17 protein-coding genes and 1 tRNA gene are annotated in these 14,995 nt (G+C 68.7%); 10 read left to right on the top strand and 8 right to left on the bottom strand.

All coding sequences use genetic code 11. From position 1 onward, the window contains the following. Position 1 precedes the first annotated feature (1 nt). Positions 2 to 844 (bottom strand): sulfurtransferase, encoded by an 843-nt coding sequence (locus tag AZL_RS16825; RefSeq protein ID WP_012975700.1) that lies wholly within the window; start codon positions 842 to 844, stop codon positions 2 to 4. Between the two features lie 270 nt (positions 845 to 1,114). On the opposite strand from AZL_RS16825, the gene fliN reads away from it, so the two are divergent. Continuing rightward, a complete protein-coding gene (gene fliN, locus AZL_RS16830) occupies positions 1,115 to 1,417 on the top strand; it encodes a flagellar motor switch protein FliN (RefSeq protein ID WP_012975701.1) in 303 nt (100 codons plus the stop codon). Positions 1,418 to 1,567: 150 nt separating this feature from the next. After that, a complete protein-coding gene (locus tag AZL_RS16835) occupies positions 1,568 to 2,827 on the top strand; it encodes a diaminopropionate ammonia-lyase (RefSeq protein WP_012975702.1) in 1,260 nt (419 codons plus the stop codon). Here AZL_RS16835 and AZL_RS16840 read toward each other — a convergent pair. Continuing rightward, entirely contained in the window at positions 2,808 to 3,503 is a 696-nt protein-coding gene (locus AZL_RS16840) for an ATP-dependent Clp protease proteolytic subunit (protein ID WP_012975703.1), read from the bottom strand. The genes AZL_RS16835 and AZL_RS16840 overlap by 20 nt on opposite strands. Positions 3,504 to 3,735: 232 nt before the next feature. Between AZL_RS16840 and gatB the strand changes: the two genes are divergently transcribed. After that, a complete protein-coding gene (gatB, locus tag AZL_RS16845; protein ID WP_012975704.1) occupies positions 3,736 to 5,187 on the top strand; it encodes an Asp-tRNA(Asn)/Glu-tRNA(Gln) amidotransferase subunit GatB in 1,452 nt (483 codons plus the stop codon). A gap of 166 nt (positions 5,188 to 5,353) precedes the next feature. Further along, a complete protein-coding gene (locus AZL_RS16850) occupies positions 5,354 to 7,150 on the top strand; it encodes a PAS domain-containing sensor histidine kinase (protein ID WP_012975705.1) in 1,797 nt (598 codons plus the stop codon). A 61-nt stretch (positions 7,151 to 7,211) separates the two neighbouring features. Here the strand turns inward: AZL_RS16850 and AZL_RS16855 are convergent, their stop codons facing one another. Continuing rightward, positions 7,212 to 7,448: a hypothetical protein gene (locus tag AZL_RS16855; RefSeq protein ID WP_042444119.1), complete on the bottom strand. Its 237-nt coding sequence runs from the start codon at positions 7,446 to 7,448 to the stop codon at positions 7,212 to 7,214. A 286-nt stretch (positions 7,449 to 7,734) separates the two neighbouring features. Here AZL_RS16855 and AZL_RS16860 point away from each other — a divergent pair. Continuing rightward, positions 7,735 to 7,827 (top strand) — tRNA-Ser (locus AZL_RS16860). Between the two features lie 221 nt (positions 7,828 to 8,048). Here the strand turns inward: AZL_RS16860 and AZL_RS16865 are convergent. Genes AZL_RS16865 through AZL_RS16875 form a run of 3 tightly spaced genes read right to left on the bottom strand, consistent with a single transcriptional unit; the run spans position 8,049 to position 10,505 of the window. Then, positions 8,049 to 9,422 (bottom strand): sensor histidine kinase, encoded by a 1,374-nt coding sequence (locus tag AZL_RS16865; protein WP_042444121.1) that lies wholly within the window; start codon positions 9,420 to 9,422, stop codon positions 8,049 to 8,051. 44 nt (positions 9,423 to 9,466) lie between these two features. Beyond that, the gene (locus AZL_RS16870; protein ID WP_012975707.1) at positions 9,467 to 10,126 is read right to left on the bottom strand and encodes a response regulator; all 660 of its coding nucleotides are present in this window, start codon (positions 10,124 to 10,126) and stop codon (positions 9,467 to 9,469) included. Positions 10,127 to 10,130: 4 nt separating this feature from the next. Further along, positions 10,131 to 10,505: a PepSY domain-containing protein gene (locus tag AZL_RS16875; RefSeq protein WP_012975708.1), complete on the bottom strand. Its 375-nt coding sequence runs from the start codon at positions 10,503 to 10,505 to the stop codon at positions 10,131 to 10,133. A gap of 210 nt (positions 10,506 to 10,715) precedes the next feature. Here AZL_RS16875 and AZL_RS16880 point away from each other — a divergent pair, with 210 nt between their 5' ends. From AZL_RS16880 to AZL_RS16895, 5 genes are read left to right on the top strand one after another with little or no spacing between them, the layout of a single operon-like run. Then, a complete protein-coding gene (locus tag AZL_RS16880) occupies positions 10,716 to 11,150 on the top strand; it encodes a hypothetical protein (protein WP_042444123.1) in 435 nt (144 codons plus the stop codon). 13 nt (positions 11,151 to 11,163) lie between these two features. Further along, complete coding sequence (locus tag AZL_RS36350) at positions 11,164 to 11,301, top strand: hypothetical protein (protein ID WP_158305988.1); 138 nt, start codon at positions 11,164 to 11,166, stop codon at positions 11,299 to 11,301. A gap of 10 nt (positions 11,302 to 11,311) precedes the next feature. After that, positions 11,312 to 11,860: a hypothetical protein gene (locus AZL_RS16885; protein ID WP_012975709.1), complete on the top strand. Its 549-nt coding sequence runs from the start codon at positions 11,312 to 11,314 to the stop codon at positions 11,858 to 11,860. After that, positions 11,857 to 12,279, top strand: a complete 423-nt coding sequence (locus tag AZL_RS16890; RefSeq protein ID WP_012975710.1) for a DUF1924 domain-containing protein — start codon at positions 11,857 to 11,859, stop codon at positions 12,277 to 12,279. Before AZL_RS16885 ends, AZL_RS16890 begins: the two co-directional genes overlap by 4 nt. Positions 12,280 to 12,289: 10 nt before the next feature. Then, positions 12,290 to 12,730 (top strand): cytochrome c, encoded by a 441-nt coding sequence (locus AZL_RS16895; protein WP_012975711.1) that lies wholly within the window; start codon positions 12,290 to 12,292, stop codon positions 12,728 to 12,730. A 6-nt stretch (positions 12,731 to 12,736) separates the two neighbouring features. Here AZL_RS16895 and AZL_RS16900 read toward each other — a convergent pair whose 3' ends face one another. Beyond that, complete coding sequence (locus AZL_RS16900; RefSeq protein ID WP_012975712.1) at positions 12,737 to 13,090, bottom strand: hypothetical protein; 354 nt, start codon at positions 13,088 to 13,090, stop codon at positions 12,737 to 12,739. Next, positions 13,087 to 14,991, bottom strand: a complete 1,905-nt coding sequence (locus AZL_RS16905; protein WP_012975713.1) for a hypothetical protein — start codon at positions 14,989 to 14,991, stop codon at positions 13,087 to 13,089. The genes AZL_RS16900 and AZL_RS16905 overlap by 4 nt, the downstream gene beginning before the upstream one ends. Positions 14,992 to 14,995: the final 4 nt, after the last annotated feature.

The following is a 14,995-nucleotide window of genomic DNA, read 5'->3' on the forward strand; positions in this document are numbered from 1 at the left end:
GTTACCCTTCGGTCTGCAACGGCCGTTGCGGATCGGCGCTCCATTCCGACATCGAGCCGTCATAGAGCCGGACGCCCGGCACTCCGGCGATTTCGCTCAACGCGAACCAGGAGACCGAGGCGAGGTGTCCGGTGTTGCAGAAGGTGATCGGCTGGCCCCCTAGCGGCAATCCGGCCTGCCCGGCCAGCGCCCTCACCGTCTCGGCCGTGGCGAAGCGATGGTCGGCCGCCGAGAAGAGCGGGGCGATGTCGAGGTTCACCGCGCCGGGAAGGGTGCCGGCGGCGCGGGCCTGCGGGCTCTTGGCCTTGCCGGCGAACTGCTCGGCGGAGCGGGCGTCGTGCAATGGCGTTCCGCCGTCCTTCACCGCCGTCTCGACCTGCTCCAGGGTGGCGCGCAAATCGGTGCGGGGACGGGCGGTGAAAATCGTCGGCTTGCGTGTCGCCGGTTGAGCGGTCAGCGGCCCGCCGACCGCCGTCCAGGCGGCGAAGCCGCCATCCAGCACCGACACCGCGTCGTGGCCCAGCATCTTGAAGGTCCAATGGACGCGGGTGGCGTTGCCCATGTCGGAGGCGTTGGCGCCGGCCGCCACCAGAACCACATGGTCACCATTGCCGATGCCGAGACAGCCGATCAGCCCCTCCAGCACCGTCACGTCCGGCAACATCCCGGCGCCGCCGCCAACTACCGTCCGCCAGCCGGCTGTTGCGTAATCGGAATGAACCGCTTCCGGAATGAAGCCGCCAGCCGGCGGGGTTCGCACGTCGAGGACGACGATGCCGGGAGTGGCGAGCCGGCCTTTCAGCCAGGAGGCGTCCACAAGGGGGGAGGTGCTGCTGTCGGTCATCAGGATGAACCCGGTTCCGGTTGATCGATGCCCTTGCTCGGCGGGTTTCATTGCGTAAACGCAATGAAAAACCTCCGGGCCGGCGGAGGCCTGCCGTCCTGGGCGCGGCCGACAGTGTGGGCGAAGCGGCGGGCCGGGGAAAGCCCAATCTTGTCGCAACATCGGCCAACGGTTGGCCGGCGGTCGGGTTGTCCACCGGCCCGTCCAGGGTGTATATTGCCCGCGCTCGGGTAAGACAGCGCCCGTTCCCGCGCAGGAGCTTGGACAGCCATGGCCAACATCGATGATCTGCTGGGCGCGTCCGATCCCAATGATGGCGACGCCTCGTCCTTCGCCATCGGCGACGCCCCGGTCGAGATCAAGGTCGTCATCGGCACCGCCATGCTCCGCGTCCGCGACCTGCTGAAGCTGGGCCGCGGCGCCGTCGTCGAGCTGGACCGCCATTTGAAGGACCCGACCGACGTCTATGTCGAGGGTGTGCTGGTCGCCCGTGGCGAGGTCGCGATCATCGATGACAAGATCGGCGTCACCTTGACGGACTTCATCAAGTCCAGCCGCGAGTGGAAGCGCTGACAGTGATATATCATCGTTGTCGCTGCTTCATTCCGTAGCAGCCGCAACCGCTGTGATGTCTTGACGGCGGGCGATGGCATCTGGTCTCGTTGAGTGCGGTCGTGGGATGTGCCGTCGCCGACGGCGTCGCCGGCCCCGGAGAGCGACGCCATGTCCGATCAAGCCGTCTCCCCATCCTCCTGCCTGCCGCGCCATTTTTCCAATCCCCATGCCGACCATGAGCGGGTCTACGGCCCGTCGGAACGCGCGATCCTCAGCCGCGCCGCCTTCGAGGAGGCGATGGCGGAGATCGGCGCCTGGCCCGGCTATACGCCCACCCCGCTGCGTTCCCTGCCCGGACTGGCGCGCGAGGCCGGGATCGACCGCCTCTGGTACAAGGATGAAAGCGCGCGTTTCGCCACCGGCAGCTTCAAGGCGTTGGGTGGAGCGTACGCCGTGCTCCGGCTGCTCGTGCGGGAGGTGACGGCGCGCGTGCCCGGTGTCCCGGTGACCGCGCTGGACCTCGTCGTCGGCCATTACGCCAGGGTGACCCGGACGCTGACCGTCACCACCGCCACCGACGGCAACCACGGCCGGTCGGTCGCCTGGGGCGCGCAGGTGTTCGGCTGCAATTGCGTGGTGTATGTGCCCGACGCCTGTACGCCCGGCCGCCGTGCCGCCATCGAGGCGTACGGGGCGCGGCTGGTCGTGGTCGAGGGGTCATACGACGAGGCGGTGCGGCGTGCCGCCGCCGATGCGGCGGAACAGGACTGGTTCGTCGTCTCCGACACCTCCTACACCGGCTATATGGACATCCCGCGCGACGTGATGCAGGGCTACACCGTGATGGTGGAGGAGGCGATCTCCCAACTGCCGGCCAGCGAGCGGCCGACCCATGTCTTCGTGCAGGGTGGGGTCGGTGGGCTGGCGGCCGCGGTCTGCGGCCATCTGTGGGAGAGTTGGGGGCGCCAGCGTCCGCGCTTCGTGGTAGTCGAGCCGCACAATGCCGACTGCCTGTACCAGAGTGCCGTCGCCGGCCGGCCGATGCATTCGAAGGGCAATCTGGACACGGTGATGTCCGGGCTGGCCTGCGGCGAGGTCTCGCTGTTGGCCTGGGCGATCCTGGAACGCGGCGCCGACGATTTCCTGACCATTCCCGACGAGGGGGCGGCGGTGGCCATGCGCAAGCTGGCGGAGGGCAGGCACGGCGGCCGCCCGATCGTGGCCGGCGAATCCGGTGTCGCCGGGCTGGCCGGGCTGCTCTGCGCCGCGGCGCACGAGGAGACCCGCCTTGCGCTGGGCCTCGTACCCGACGCGCGGGTGCTGGTGTTCGGGACCGAAGGCGCGACCGATCCGGAGGTGTATCAGCGGCTCGTCGGCTGCTCGCCGGAGATGGTGGCCGACGGGATGCTCAGCGCAGCAGGTCGGTGACGATGTTGGCGCCGTCGGCGCTCAGCCGGTCGGCTGTTTCGCGATGGTCGTGGGCGCCTGAGAAGCCACCCTCCGCGGTCACGCGCCGGATCCAGCCCGGCGACGCGCCGAGTGACACCAGGCGGTCCACCATCATCTGGGTGGAGCGCATGGTCATCCGGCCATTCTCGGCCATACGCGGGGCATGCACCATGAACTCCGCCCGCGGGGCGGCATAGCGCGGATAGCCGGCCAGATAGAGGCCGACGCACATGCTTTCGCAGGACTCGCCGTCGCGCACCCGGGTGGCGACCGGCCGTCCGCTCTGGCGTTCCGCCAGAACGGCGTCGATCATCCGATAGCCGGCGGCGGTGAAGCCGCCGGGGCTCGACAGTTCGATCACCAGTGGCCGGCGGGCCGGCAGGGCATGCAGGGCGTCGACGAAGCCGCGTTCCGCCCCCGGTGTGATGATGCCGTCCAGCCGCAGGATGGTGAGGTCGTCCTGATCGTTGCGGGACAGGGCCGCATCGGGGAAGTCCGGCGATGCTGGCGCGGCGGCGGCGGGAAGGGTGGGCGCCGGGCTGAAAGAAAGTCCGTCCGGCTGGGTGGCGGCATGGCCGATTGCGGCACCCGCGATCAGCAGCGCGCCCAGACCGCAACCGAACCCGATCTTCCGCATCAACGTCCGTACCGACATCAGACTCTCCTGCGCTCGACCCGATAAGCGTGGCTGGCAAAGCTTGCCCGAGGGTTAACGGTTGGTCTCCGGACGGCCGCGCAAAGGGGGTAGGGAGCGCGCGGCGCGATAAAGCGTGCGCGCGGGCGCAAAGGGCGTTAGAAGAAACAGGATTCCAAGGGTATGGCCGGGGGCGTCCTTTCCAGGGTGGTGCCCGGCCGGTCCCGTGCCGTGAACGTCGAAGAGCGGAACGATGTCGTACATCCAGGGTGAAACGGGCGATTGGGAAGTCGTGATCGGGCTTGAGGTCCATGCCCAGGTGATTTCGAACGCGAAGCTGTTCTCCGGCTCCGCCACCGAATTCGGGGCCGCGCCGAACAGCCAGGTCAGCTTCGTCGACGCCGCGTTCCCCGGCATGCTGCCCGTCATCAACGAATATTGCGTCGAACAGGCGGTGCGCACCGGTCTGGGCCTGAAGGCCGAGATCAACCTGCACTCGGTCTTCGACCGCAAGAACTATTTCTATGCCGACCTGCCGCAGGGCTACCAGATCAGCCAGTTCCTGCAGCCGATCGTCGGCAAGGGCGAGATCGTGCTCGACCTGCCGGACGGCACCAGCCGCACCGTCGGCGTCACCCGCCTGCATCTGGAGCAGGACGCCGGCAAGTCGCTGCACGACCAGCACCCGTCCAAGAGCTACATCGACCTGAACCGGTCCGGCGTGGCGTTGATGGAGATCGTGTCGGAGCCGGATATGCGCAGTTCGGAGGAGGCGGGCGCCTATGTGCGCAAGCTGCGCTCGATCCTGCGCTATCTCGGCACCTGCGACGGCAACATGGAGGAAGGCTCCATGCGCTGCGACGTCAACGTGTCGGTGCGCAAGCCGGGCGCCCCCTTCGGCACCCGTTGCGAGATCAAGAACGTCAACTCGATCCGCTTCGTCATGCAGGCGATCGAGTATGAGGCGCGCCGCCAGATCGAGATCATCGAGGAGGGCGGCAAGATCGACCAGGAGACCCGTTTGTGGGACACGACCAAGTTCGTGACCCGCTCGATGCGGTCGAAGGAAGAGGCGCACGACTACCGCTATTTCCCCGACCCCGACCTGCTGCCGCTCGAACTCGACGCGGAATGGGTGGAGGACATCAAGAAGACCCTGCCCGAACTGCCGGATGACAAGAAGGCCCGCTTCATCGAGGATTACAAGCTGTCGGTCTATGACGCCGGCGTGCTGGTTTCTGAGAAGTCGAAGGCCGACTATTTCGAGACGGTGGCCAAGGGCCGCGATCCCAAGCTGGCCTCCAACTGGGTCACCGGCGAACTGTTCGGCTATCTGAACAAGGCTGGCAAGGAGATCGAGGAAAGCCCGGTGTCTGCCGAGAATCTCGGTGGCCTGATCGATCTGATCGCCGACAACACCATCTCCGGCCGTATCGCCAAGGAGGTGTTCGAGGCGATGTTCGAAACCGGCGGGAAGGCGGCCGACATCGTCGAGAAGAAGGGCCTGCGCCAGGTGACCGACACCAGCGCCATCGAAGGCTCGATCGACGCCGTTCTTGCGGCCAACCCCGACAAGGTGGCGGAGTTCCGCAGCGGCAAGGACAAGCTGTTCGGCTTCTTCGTCGGCCAGGTGATGAAGGCGACCCAGGGCAAGGCCAATCCGGCCATGGTCAATGAGATCCTGACCAGTAAATTGAAAGGCTGAGCGGCCGAGCCCCGTTGACGGGACCGATGGTTTCCTCCGGTCCGAAAGAAAGCCCCTCCGCCCGGCGGAGGGGCTTTTTTCAGGCCTGTCCCCCGTCGGTACGGTAAGGCCGCAGTTGAATTTTTCCGGTTTCCATCGCCACAGTGCTGGAAACGGTGGAGGAACCATGGCGGCGGAGCCGGTGATGGTGGCGCTGGCGGTTGGTGCCGTCGGCGGTCTGCTCGGAATGCTGCTGGGCCTGCATGCCGGGCGCCGGTCGGCTCGGCGCCCGTTGCCGACCGCCACCTCCGCCGTCACCGTGTCCGGCATCCCCGTCCATGATCCGGAGATCGGCCAGCGGCTGGAGATGGCGCTGGAGGCCACCGGCGCCGCGGTGTGGGATGCCGATCTGGTGGCCGGCACCTGCTGGTGGTCGGACACCTTCCCCCGCATGCTGGGTTACCGCAGCCGCCCACCGATGCCTCCCGACTTCTGGGAGCGCCGCCTGCACCCGGAAGACCGCGACCGTGTGCTGGCCCACATCGCCTCGCATCTGGCGGGGGAGACGTCCGCTTATGCCTACAGCTACCGCCTGCGGCACGAGGGCGGCGGTTGGGTCTGGATCGCCGCCAAGGGCCGCGCCTTCCGCGACGAGAGCGGGCGGGCCGTGCGCTATGCCGGCATCATGACCGACATCACCGAGTCCCGTCGCCAGGAGGAACGGCTGCGCGCCAGCGAGGAGCGGCTGCTGAAGATCATGGAGGCGGCGCCCATCGCGGTGAATGTGACGACGCGCGATGGCCGCTGGCTGTTCTGCAATGCCCAGTCGGTCCGGCTGATGGGGCGTGACCGGACGGAGCTGATGCGCACGCCGGTGGCGGAGCTTTACGACGATCCCGCCGACCGTGAGGCGCTGATTGCCCGATTCGACCGCGAAGGGGCATTCCGCAATGTCGAGATCAGGTTCCGCCGCCCGGACGGCAGCATCGTCTGGGCTTTGTCGTCCTGGAACAGCATCGAGCTGGACGGCGAATCGGCGTTGCTGACCTGGCTCTATGACATCACCGACCGCAAGGCTGTCGAATCGGCGATGATCCAGGCGCGCGAGGAGGCCGAACAGGCGCTGGCCGACCTGCGGGAGGCGCAGGAAAGCCTGATCCAGGCCGAGACCATGGCCTCGCTCGGCCAGCTGGTTGCCGGGGTGGCGCATGAGATCAACACGCCGATCGGCATCGGCCTGACCGCCGCCAGCCATATTGGCGAACAGGCGCAGATTCTGCGGGAGCGTTTCACCGGCAACGCGCTGCGGCGGTCGGAATTCCTGGAATTCCTGGATGGCTTGAGCGAAAGCAGCCGCCTGCTGATGGCCAACATCGACCGTGCCGCATCGCTGGTCCAGAGCTTCAAACAGGTGGCTGTCGACCAGTCCTCCGGTGACCGTCGGGTGTTCGAGCTGGGAAGCTATATCCGCGAGCTGCTGTTCTCGCTGCGTCCCCGGTTGAAACGCACCAATCTGACCGTGGCGGTCGAGTGCGACGACGACCTGACGATGGACAGCTTTCCCGGCGCGCTGGGACAGGTGCTGACCAATCTGGTCATCAACGCCGTCATACATGCCTATGGCGACGGCGACCGTCTGTCCGACAGGGGGGGCGACCGCTTGGCCGAAAGACCGGACGGGACGATCAGGATCATCGCGCAACCCGATGGCCGGGACAAGGTGCGCATCGACTTCGTCGACGACGGTGTCGGCATCGCGCCGGAGCATCTTTCGAAGGTTTTCGACCCCTTCTTCACCACCAAGCGCGGGCAAGGAGGGTCTGGCCTGGGCCTGCACATCGTGTTCAACACCGTCACCGGCCCATTGGGCGGTACGGTGTCCGTACAGTCCTGGCCGGGGCAGGGCACGCGCTTCACCATGCTGCTCCCCCGCGAGGCGCCAGCCTTGCAGCCGGCGGCGGTTCAGGAACCGGCGTTGGGGTGACGCGGAAGCGTCATCAAGCCCGCTCGCGGGCGGGGGATCGGCGGTGATCGCGGTTGGCGGATCAGGCGACGTGCAATTCGTGGAACTGGAGGTGCTTGGGCCGCCGTCCGCGACGCTTGGGGGCCGCGAAGTTGGCGAGCGCCCCGTTTTCCCCGCGCAACTCGGCATGCAGTTCCTGCAGGCAGCGTTGCAGCAGTTCCTTTTCCCGCTGATCCTCGCGGTCGGTGATTTCCAGGCAGCTCAGCTTGATCTCGACGAGGTCGATCAGCGTTTCGGCGCAACGGCGTGACAGGGTCATGGCATCCTCCACGGCGACGGGTGCGGTGGCGTCACTGCCCGGCGGAACTGTCTCTTCGGGACCAATCCCACACGACCAAGTTGTGCGTCACCAAGAATTTTTGTTGCTCATGGTGGTACCATAATCCTTCTTCATTAAAAAGTACCTAAAATTTTACACAGATTTGTCCTTCCCCTGCGATTTTTGGGAAAAGCGGATTCATGGTTCCGAAAGCGTTGACAAGGCAACGGCCGACCGCTAGAACGCTCCCCACGCCAGCGACGCCCAACGGGACGCCGCACTGGCTGGAGGGGTGGCCGAGTGGCTGAAGGCAACGGTTTGCTAAACCGTCATAGGGTTTAAAGCCCTATCGTGGGTTCGAATCCCATCCCCTCCGCCACCGCAAGGTTTTCAAAAAATTCGATGCATCGGGCGGTGCATTTGGTTTTCTGGAGCGCAAACTCCTTGGGAACCTTTACCCTTGTGTCGATTTTGGTGCCGCCCTGTTTGGCACCTTCCCCAGAGAAATCTCCGCCGTTTTAATGTTGCCGTGACTTGGCAACCTGGACAGCGCTGAGCTGTTCCAGCCGAATTTCTCGCGGGCCTGACCCATCCGCCCCTTCATTCCGCCGCCGGCAGCCGCACCACCGCGCGTAGCCCCCCCAGCGGCGAGGCGTCCAGCCGGATGTCGCCACCATAGAGCCGCGCCACATCCCGCACCACCGCAAGGCCAAGACCGCTTCCCGGCGTTCCCTCGTCCAGCCGCACACCCGGTTCCAGCACCGCCTCGCGGCAATCGGCGGGCAGGCCGGGGCCGTCATCGTCCAGCGTGACGGTCAGCATGCCGTCGGCCTCGGCCCGGCAGGTCACATCGACCCGGCCGCGCGCCCATTTGCAGGCATTGTCCAGCAGGTTGCCCAGCATCTCGTCCAGATCCTCGCGCTCGCCGGCGAAGCGCAGGCCGGCGGCGGCATCGACGCGGATGTCCGGCGCCGCCGATCCCGACAATTTGCCCATCACCCGCGCCAGGGCCGACACACAGTCAAGAACCGGCGTGCTGATGCCCGGAACGCCACGGGCCGCCGCCGCGCGCGCGCGGGCCATGTGATGATCGACATGCCGGCGCATCAGCTCCACCTGCCGCGCCATCAGCGTTCCCACCGCGCGCGCGTTGCCCTCGTCCAGTGCCGCGGCCTCGTTCGCCAGCACGGCGAGGTTGGTCTTCAGCGCGTGGGCCAGATTGCCGGCCTGGAGCCGCCCGCGTCCGACCACCTCCTCGGCATGGGCCAGCAGGGCGTTCAGATCCTCGACCAGCGGCCGGATCTCCGTCGGCATCGCAACGTCGAAACGCTTCCTCCGTCCGGCCCGCACCTCGGTCAGCGCGCCATGCAGGCGTGACAGCGGCTTCAGGCCGATCTGCACCTGGATCAGCGCCGCGACGATCAGGGCGGCGGCCAGAATGGCGAGCGACAGGGCCAGCGTGGCGTTGAAGGAGCGGGTCACGGCGGCAAGCTCGGCCCGGTCGGCGGCGACGGCGATGCGGACCGGTTCCGCCCGTTCCGGCAGCAGGATGAAGCGCTCCAGCACGGTCAGGCTCTGGTTCGCCGGCCCGGCGGTATCGTGCCGGTGCAGCCCGCCATCCTCCACCCGGTCGGCCGGCAGATCGAGGATGCTGTCCCACAGCGAGCGCGAGCGCAGCGGTCCGGCTCCGCTTTCCCCCACCTGCCAGTACAGGCCCGACAACGGCCGGCGGAATCGCGGGTCGCTCAGCGGCTGGCGCAGCGCCGGCTTGCCGTCGGCGCCGATCTCCAGCACCGCCGCCAACTGCTCCAGATGGGTGGCCAGTTCGGCTTCGAAACGCTGGCGGACATGGGTCTGGAACAGGTCGGCGATGATCCAGCCGGCCAGCAGCAGCGCCAATGCCACCCAAACGGCCGCACCGGCCAGGAGTCGGAAGCGCAGCGACTCCGTCCATCCCATTCCCCCGTGGCCCATCCCCCCGTGGTCCATCCCCCCGTGGTCCATCGTCCGCCCCGCTCCTACGGCTCGTCGGCGCGGTAGCCCAGCCCGCGTACCGTCTTGATGACGTCCACCCCCAGCTTGCGGCGCAGGCGACCGACGAAGACCTCGATGGTGTTGGAATCGCGGTCGAAATCCTGGGCATAGACATGCTCGGTCAGCTCGGTGCGCGACACCACCTGCCCCTTGCGGTGCATCAGATAGGACAGGACCCGGTATTCGAAGGCGGTCAGTTCGATGGGCTCGCCATCCACCGTGACCCGCCCGGTCCTGGTGTCGAGCACCACCCCGCCGCAGGTGATCTCGGCGCTGGCATGGCCCTTGGCGCGGCGGATCAGGGCGCGCACGCGGGCCAGCAGCTCCTCCATGCTGAAGGGCTTGGCGAGATAGTCGTCGGCCCCGGCGTCGATGCCCTGGACCTTCTCGGTCCAGGCGCCGCGCGCGGTCAGGATCAGCACCGGAACGGAGATGCCCGCCCGCCGCCAGCCGCGCAGGACCGTCAGCCCGTCGATCTTCGGCAGCCCGAGATCGAGAATCACCGCGTCATAGGGCTCGGTCTCGCCGAGGAAGCGTCCCTCCTCGCCGTCGGCGGCGCCGTCCACGGCGTAGCCCTCGCGGGCCAGCCGCTGTGTCAGCTGCCGGGCCAGCTCCGGCGTGTCCTCGACGACCAGCACGCGCATGGCGTCACCTCTCCCCGTCTTCCTGGCCGCCCTCTTGACCAGCATGTCGCCCCCCGTCACGCTTCCGGTGGCGGTCCCGGATCCGCAGCAGTTCGCCGGTGGCGGCGTCATAGTCCAGCTTCATGATGCGGCCGTCGGCGGTGATCAGCTTCAGTTCGTAATGGAAGCCGCCATCCTCCTCCTCGCCTTCCAGATCGACGTCGAGCACCTTGCCGCCGAAGCGCTGCCTGGCGCTTTCGACGATCCGTTCCAACGGCAGGATGCGCCCCTCCCGCAGCGCGGCGCGGGCGCGTTCGTGATCGTCGTCGGCGCGGGCGGCCGGTCCCGCTGTGGCCAGCAGGACAGGCAGAAGCAGCAAGGCGGGACCGATCCTCATCATCGACCTCTGATCCTGGACAACATCACGCAAGGGTGACGCGCGATCGGACCAGCATATCGTCGCATCCCTGAACCGCCGCTGAATGCGGATGCTCCGGTTTCCGCGCCTGAACGGTGGATGAACGGGCCGTTCAGGCCCGGCTCAGGCGGGTTGAGCCAGGGTGTGGTCCATCGGGCGCCACGGCGCTCCCCCCGCACCACAGGTGATGCCATGCTGAAAGCCGTTTCCCACGCCACTCTCCTTACCGTCGCCCTGACCGCTCCCCTGACCATAGCCGGCACCGCCTGGGCCGGCGACCATCACCGTGGTGCCGCCATTCAACCGGCCGGCCCGCAGCCCATCGCCGAGGTGATGAAGGCCGGCGGCGGCACCGTGACCGGCACCATCGAGAAAATGGCGGCGAACTGGTTCGTGCTCAACGATGGGACCGATCGCATCGACGTCGCCAGCCGTGGCTTCCTGCCCGACGGCATCCAGTCCGGCGATCGCATCACCGTCGTCGGCGGGGTGCGCCAGGGCGCGATCCAGGCCGGGCAGATCATCCGCCAGGACGGCACCGCCTTCGGCCGGGACGCCACGGGGACCGGCGAAGGCCATCGCCACGGCCACGACAAGGGCGGTGATGGCGACCGCGACGATGATTGAACGGAGCCGCGCCATGCTGAAGAGAATGATCTTCCACACCCTGCTGATGGCCGCGGCCGTCGGCGCGCTCGCCGCCGCCTATCAGGCCAGGGCCGACGGTGCCGCGGGCGTCGCCGCCCCGCTGACCGGCGTCCTCACCCGCCGCGGCTGAGGAGCCCGCCATGACCACCCGCAAACCAAGCGCCGTCGAGATGGCCACCCTGCTGGGCTTTCATGCCGTCCTGTCGGGCGCCTTCATCGTCGCCTATCTGACCGGCGACGAGGACACTTACGGCATGCATGTCTTTTCCGGCTATGCCGTGCTTGCCGCCATCGTCCTGCGGGGGGCGGCCGGCTTGCCGGCCCCGGCGGGAAGCCCGTTGCGCCTGCCCCGGCCCTCCGTCGCGGCGCTGGCGGCCTGGGGCGGGCGGCTGTTCGCCGGCGATCCGCAGGCCCGGACCGGTCGCAGCCCGCTGACCGCCTGGATGGCGGCCGCCCTGCTGGCCGGTGTCGGGCTGGCGGCGGGAACCGGGGCCGTCGCCGACGTCCTCATTCCGGTCGAGCATCTGCACAAGGAACTCGGCGAAGCCTCCCTCTTCCTCATCCTGGCGCACATCGTCCTGGTCTTCGCGCTGCATGGCCTGAAGCGGTTGCCGCTAGGTTTCGCCTCGCGCTGGACGGCGTGGCGCTCGGCTTTCTCCAATCGGCCTTCCAATCGGATGATCCCATGAAACAGAGCCTGCTGATCGCCACCATGGCGCTGCTGGGCGGCGGCGTGGCGCTGGCCGCCACCGGCGACGCCGAGCGTGCCCGCCTCCTCGACGGCTATGCCGCCCAGGCGAAAGCCCCGGACTTCACCGGCTTCTCGGCGGAGCGCGGACAGGCGCTCTATCTCGGGCCGCATGGCGGCGGCAAGGTGGCCGAAACCCCCGCCTGCGCCAGTTGCCACACCCGCAACCCGGCCGACCCCGGCCGCCACCACAAGACCGGGCGCGAGATCCCGCCGATGGCGGTCTCCGCCAATCCCAAGCGTTTCACCGATCCCGCCGAGGTCGAAAAGCGGTTCGAGCGCGATTGCGTCAACGTCCTCGGCCGTGCCTGCACCGCGCGGGAGAAGGGCGACTTCATCACCTTCCTGTCGAGCCGATAGAGAGACGTCGATGTTCTCCAAATCCAGAGCTCATGCGTTCGCCGGAATCGCCGTCCTGGCCACGCTGTCGGGTGCAGCGTTGGCCAGCGAGTTCGAGCGGGTGCCGCCGGTAACCCATGCCGCCACCGCGAAGGAATGCGGCGAATGCCATATGGTCTTCCAGCCCGGCCTGCTGCCGGCGGCGTCCTGGGGCCGAATCATGGATGGCTTGCGGGATCATTTTGGCGAGAATGCCGGCCTGCCGGCCGACACGGCGTCGGCCATCCGCAGCTATCTGACGCGGAATGCCGGGCGTGGCGATGCCGGCCTGATCCGCATCACCGAGCAGCGCTGGTGGCTGCGCAAGCATGACTTCGCCCCGTCGATCTGGAGCCGCGAGGCTGTCGGCGCCAAGAGCGACTGCGAGGCCTGCCACCGCACCGCGGCGCAAGGGCTTTACGAGGATGACTGACCCGTTTCACAGCGGACGCAGCCGCCCCATCAGTTTGGGATTGTCCCAGCTTGGCTGCCGGTCCTCGATCACCACGCGGTGGGGCAGGGGGGCGTCGCTCTCCACCGCCACTTCGACCCAGCGGGGCACCAGTTCGTTGTTGAGGTCGTCGAGGATGGCGACCGCCAGCGCCTCAAGCCCGTCGGCGAAGCCGGCGAATTCCGCCAGATAGGCCACGAAGCCGCCGGGCTCGGGCACCAGCAGGTCGGGCACCAGCAGCACGGTCAGCCGCACCTCCGGCAGCGGTTCACCGCGCAGCTCCACCAGGAAATCATGGCGGGCGTCGGGCGAGGCGCGGGTGGACAGCCGCTCCCGCCTCATGCCGACACCCCCAGCCCGGCCTGCCCGGCGCGGGTCAGCTTCACCCAGCTCCGCGCGCCCGATTGGAAGGACAGGCCGCCGGTGTAGCCGACGGCGCGGACGCTGTCGGCGAAGACCTGGATCAGCTCCACCCGCAGATCCGGCGGCAAGGCGGCGTGGCTGCGCAGGATCAGGTCGAAATGATTGGGCCGCACCAGCCCGTCCAGCTGCATCGGGCCGAAGCGGCTGAGGTCGAGGTCGATGACGAAGCGGCTGCCCGGTTTGGACCGCTCCTTGCCGCCATCCTCATCGTCCTTCAGCGGGTGGACATGCAGCTTGATCGGCTTCGGCCCGTTGGTGTCCATCAACGGGATGGTGTAGCTGCGCCAGTCGCCGGGCAGCGGCTCCGCCGCCTCGCGCCGCAGGCCGTCGAAATCCTTCTCCAGCCGCTCCAGCAGGTCGCGCCGCCCGGCCTTGTCCAGGGCGGAGGTGGCGTCGTCGCCCAGCCAGCCCTGGGCGTCACCGCCGCGCATCGCCGCGATGAAGAAACCCAGCGCCGCCGTCAGCTTGCGGTTCGGTTGCGGCATCGTCGCCAGCATCGATCTGGCGAGCGCCGGATCGGCCGCCGCCAGCGTCGCCATCAGCTGGCGCATCGCCGGCCAGTCACGCCCGTCCAGCGGTCCCGGCGGACCGGGCAGGGCGGGGGCCGCCGCCTGGGTGGCACGGGCGAGGTCGGTCAGCGCCGCCGTCACCGTCGCCCCCTGCGGCAGGCTGGCCGGCACGGTCAGCGCCAGCATGCCCTGCTTCGTCGCCAGGATCGGCTGGCCCTGCGGCGTGCTGCCGGCCACCGTCCCGCGCAGGACGGGGGTGTCGGGCGGCAGGTCATCCGGCTGGGCTGTCGCCTGTCCGCCGGGTTGCTGGCCGGACTGGCTCCCGGCCTGCCCATTCCGCCCGCCGGCCTCCGGATCGCCGGGAGGGCGTGGCTGTTGCGGCGGCGGGGTGACGGTCAGGATTTTCAGCGCCACTGTGGCGCCGCGCGGCAGCTCCGGTGGTTCGGCGGGGTCGACGCCGCCGGCGGACGGGCCCGCGGAGGGTTGGTTTGAAGGGGGCGGGCCAGGAGAGACGGGGCTTTCGGCGCCGGGATGGGCGGCGTCGCCGCCCAGTTCGACCGGCGTGCCGAAGGTGGCGCTGCCGCCGGCCATGGCCGGGGAGGACGGCGGAGCCGCGGAGGCCGGCGCCCCCGGAGGGGGTTGGGCCGATGCTCCGCCAGTCGGAGCGTCCGGTTTGGCGGGGGCCGTTCCCTCAGGCGCGTTTCCAGTCGGCACGGTGACGGCCGGCGTTGCGGATGTATCCTGCGGTGGTGGTCCGGCCATCGGCAGCGGCTTGGCGCCCGACGATCCGCTGGCCAGCACCAGCGCCGGCACGACGGTGCCCGGCAGCAGCGGCGGCAGGTTTGGGATGACCGTCGCCGGACCGGGGGTAGGCAGCAGCACGGCCGGCGCGGCACCGCTCCCCGCAGCCGGGCTTGGACCGGGGGCCGTCGCGCCGGTGGCGGGCGTCGCCGGGCCTGTCAGCGATTGCAGCAGGATCAGCGCCGTCGGCTTGCCCGTGGTTGGCGTTCCCGTGGGGGTTGCCGCCGGGGAGGAGGAGCTCGGCGTCAACTGCACGGTGACCGGCCTGTCCGGCGGCAGATCGGCCGCGCTGTCCAGCAGCAGTTCGCCCGCCGCCGTGCGCACGCGGGTCAGCCCCTCCGGCGTCTGGCCGGCGACGGTGCCGGTCAGCACCACCGGGCGGGTCACCTCCGGCAGTCGCTCGGGAAGCTGGACGACCGTGGCCTCCGCCGTGACGGGGGCGGGCGCGGCGGGCGTCGCCGCGGCGGTGGCGGCAACCGGCGTGACCGACGGTGGGATCGCCCCGCCCATGGCC

The organism is Azospirillum sp. B510 (genome assembly GCF_000010725.1).
GTDB lineage: Bacteria > Pseudomonadota > Alphaproteobacteria > Azospirillales > Azospirillaceae > Azospirillum > Azospirillum lipoferum_B.